We start from the raw sequence: 3853 nt of genomic DNA, 5'->3' as shown, positions 1-3853 counted from the left end.
TGACCGTCGGAAATGCGGTCGAGAATTTCGGTCACATTGGTCGCCATGGTGCTCTCCCTGTGTTCGCGAAGAGCATCCGGAAATCGGTGCGAACGACGTCAGATGTTTCTCGCGACCCGCGTCAATGCGTGTCGCCGTGCACGACGGGTGCAATGGTGTATGGAGAACCATTTTTGACGGTAACTCGACGGGAACTTTACGGAACCCCGACGGTAACTCGACGGCACTTTGACGGGACCTCCACGGCAATCCGGCGGAACATCATGAACAGATTGTAATCCATCCCGCCTCTTCGTTCGCCCCAGATCACGTCAGCCTGTTCCTATGAGCAAGGAAACCCGCGAGCAAATAAGAGCGATGATGAAGGCGCGAGCGCATCCGCGTAATGGTCACCTGTACCGCTGGCTTCGTGAAAATCGCCGCTTTGTGAAAGACGCGTTCAAGACGACGGGCGCCGGCTGGGAAGGCCTCCTTGCCGTCGTTTTAGATGCCGGCGTCATGGGCCGGCACGGAACAACTCGTCCCAACAGAAAGTCGGTGCGTAGGGTTTGGCTGCGCGTGTGCGCAGACATCGCGGCCGAAGTGGCGTCCCAGGCGGCCACTAAGTCTGCCAAACCACGGCGCGATAGAAGCCGACAAAAAGGGGATTGGCAGCCCCCCGTAACGCGAGCGGAACAGCCTGTCCCCAGACGCGTGCCTCCGCCTCCATCCCCAACTCAACCCCCGGCTCAAGGTGGTTATGACCACCTGCCCGAGGAGGTGAGAGCGCAGCTGACCGCAGTGGACGAACAGTTCGCCTACCTGGACCGGCACATCATCCGGCCAAAACAGAGGACGTAGAATCATGCCTAAAGCAGCGAAGGCCCATAGTGACCATCGCCCCATTCTCTTTATTGGGGTGGGTCGGCAGAGGGTCGGTAAGACAACTCTCCTTAACACCGTCATTCAAGCCTTGCGTGAGCAGGGGGCGGAGTTGGTCATCTGGAATGCTGATCTTCTCAACGTCACGTATAACCTACCCCTCTTTCATGAGGATGTTCTTGAACCGCCCTCAGCCGATGTCGACGACGTGAAGTCCTGGCTGGAGGAGCGCATTCAGGACCAGATCGACGGCCAGTACAATGCGTTCCTCGACGTCGGCGGCGGTGACACGCCGCTGAGCCGGCTTGTACGGGAAATCCCGATTGTTCGGACACTGGAACGCCATGGCATCAGGGTTGTGCTTGCCCATGTCATTGGGCCGGAACAGGCAGATGTCGACTATCTACGCCATTTCACGGCGCAGGAACTCTTCGCACCTGAGGCGACATTGATCGTGCTCAACGCTGGGCTGATCATGGCGGGGCGGTCGGCGAGCAATGCGTTCACCTCGATCAAAAGCCACCCGATCGTGACAGACGCCCTCATGCAAGGTGCGAAGCTCGTGATGATGCCGCCGCTGACGTGCATGTCGCAGGTCACGGATCGCGGTCTGACGTTTTCGGACGCGGCGGAGGGCGTCGCCAAAGGAGACCACCCGAGGCTTTCCTTCTTCGACCAGGAACGTGTTGCGATCTGGTGGACAAAGGCGATACCGGCGTTCATGGCCTCAATCCCTCCGCTCTGGCTGCCGGCGCCCTCAAGAAGGGCCGCGGTGGAAGAGGTGGCGATCCACCCCAAAGCGGAAACGGAAGCGGAAGCGGAAGCCGGGGAGCACGCCCGTGTTTGAGAAGGAACGTGGCCACCGCGTGTCGTTGATGGAGCCTTTGATACGCGACGCCTTTGGCAAGGTGGCCAAGGTCGTTGCCGATATGATCGATGAAGACGTTCGCAAAACCCTCATTGCCATGGCTGTGGACCCGACCGAGTGTTTCATCTGGGAGGGATTGGAGGTCAGGGCCTGGGACCGCTACGAGGCCGGTGGTCCACTCGAGGCCGAGATCTCGGAACTGAACGTCAGTCCCGAATTGTCGAACATGACTCGCGAGCAACTCCTCACGGTCCTGAACTTCTACCATCAAGACGGTGCGGTTCAGTTCGTTGGGACCTCCGATCCCTGGAAGGTCTTCACGCGTGCGCAGGGGGCGCCGACCGCGACCATCTATGTCCTGTCGCGACCGTCCAATCCGCTTGATCTCGTCGTTCGCATTGTATTGGGAAAACGTGACCGGACCTCCGATTTCTTGCCTAGGGCAGGAATCGCCTTGACGTGGCAAAAGGCTACCACTGCTGCGATGCAACTATGGGTGCGGACCAATCAACAGCGCGCGCTATCTGATCACCCGGCTTTCGAGTATGTCGTGCAGAAGCTGCAACCGGGCCTTCCCGGATTATATATCATTCGCACACCGCCTGTGCCGTTCTCGCCGATGCTTCCCGTGGCGACTTATCAGCACCGCGCCGGGGCCGCGGTGTTCGAAACGTTTGAAGAATATGAGCAGTGCGAGAGGTTTTACAGTGAGATTGGCGCGGCGTTCTTTCAAACACCGCCCAACTTCCGCAACAGACCGCCCTTTTCCTATCTCCCCGCGCGTTTGGCAGACGGCATTGAGGAGGGAAGGGCGATGGTGGTTCAGACACCGTGGCCAGACGTTGGCGCGGTCTCCGTCTACGCAATGCCGCCTTCCGTCTTGGCGAGCCGGCCGGACCTCAAGTCCGCCGGCTTTAGGGAGCGGTATGGTGTGCAGTTCGACAAGGACATGACGACCGCGGCTGAGTTCTGGCAACGCTTCCCGGGAGATTTAGCCATCGAGGCCGGCCGGGCGGAACATCCGCGCACCGCGAGGCGAAGCTGATGGGAAACGACGGACGCCCACCCGGCCCTATTCAGCCGCCTTTGGACCTCGCGGAAATGCGCAGCCGCTTCGCAGATCGTTTAGCGGCTGTCGAGACGGCCGCGCGTGATTGGGGGGTGCGGCCTGAATACCCCGAAGGGGTTTTCATCTCGACAATGATCAGCACGCAGGCCGGGTTTGCGGAAGTCGCGTTGGGCGTCGGGGACGCGCTGCTGGCCATCGTAGAACGGGCGAAGGCGGCGGGAGAGGATGAGTTGGCCCGGCAAAGGGTCATGACGGAGCGAACGCGCCAAACGCTGGTTAAGGCGAGTGGCGTGATCGAGAACCTGGACAAGGGCGCGCGGCAGGCGATCGACAAGATCGAGGTCGATAAGACCGTGGTCTTGACCCAGCTGGTCAAAGACATCCTGCCGGACATGACGCGGGGGGTTCGCGAAGCACTCGTCATCAAGCAGCGTCGATACAATCACAATCTTGAGTTCGTACGCGCCCTTTGTCTCGGGGTGCTGATGGTGGGCCTGGTGGTGACAGGCTACGTCTGGGGCACGTGGTCCGACTGGGGGATGGCTGGCCGCGTTGAAAACATCGGCGCTGCGATCGAACGTTGCCAGCTGACGTCACATTGGGAGGACGACAAGGGGAATCGACTCTGTGAGATAAGAGACTTCTCTGGGATTTAGGCTGTCGGTTCGCACCGGGCTGCCTGACGGTCAGGATTAAACCTGATCGAGGAGGTGCCGGTGCGAGGCCAGAGGATCCAACTAAGAGATGGAAAGACGACCGGTTGGCGACTAAAGCGACTCTTGGCCGGTTCCGCGGTCGGGTTTGTATTGTGGAGATCGGCCGCATTGGCTGACCCAGAACCACAGACGTTAGTGGGCGTGCCACAGCAGATCATTCCGCAGGCTACCGAGCTTGGGTTGCCTCCGTTCACGATGCCAACCGGAACGCCTTCGGGTGTCGGGAGCAGCACGGCCGGGGCCAGCGGTACAGCCGAAACAGGGACGTCGACGGCCAGCGGTGCTCTTGACACAATGCTGGGGACTTCGTGGGGGACTTCCGCCGAGCAAAGCGCGGAA

3 protein-coding genes are annotated in these 3853 nt (G+C 60.3%); all 3 read left to right on the top strand.

Features of this window, described 5'->3' with window-relative positions; all coding sequences use genetic code 11:
• The first annotated feature begins 844 nt into the window (after window positions 1-844).
• Genes GSQ92_RS07515 through GSQ92_RS07505 form a run of 3 tightly spaced genes read left to right on the top strand, consistent with a single transcriptional unit; the run spans window position 845 to window position 3454 of the window.
• Window positions 845-1708, top strand: a complete 864-nt coding sequence (locus GSQ92_RS07515; RefSeq protein ID WP_159013277.1) for a hypothetical protein — start codon at window positions 845-847, stop codon at window positions 1706-1708.
• Window positions 1701-2774 (top strand): hypothetical protein, encoded by a 1074-nt coding sequence (locus GSQ92_RS07510; protein ID WP_159013276.1) that lies wholly within the window; start codon window positions 1701-1703, stop codon window positions 2772-2774. The genes GSQ92_RS07515 and GSQ92_RS07510 overlap by 8 nt, the downstream gene beginning before the upstream one ends.
• Before the next feature lie 56 nt (window positions 2775-2830).
• Entirely contained in the window at window positions 2831-3454 is a 624-nt protein-coding gene (locus GSQ92_RS07505) for a hypothetical protein (RefSeq protein WP_159013275.1), read from the top strand.
• Window positions 3455-3853 lie beyond the last annotated feature (399 nt).

This window comes from Acidisoma sp. S159, assembly GCF_009766125.1.
GTDB lineage: Bacteria > Pseudomonadota > Alphaproteobacteria > Acetobacterales > Acetobacteraceae > Acidisoma.
Note: the sequence above shows the minus strand (reverse complement) of the source record. Positions and strands in the feature narration are given on the sequence as shown.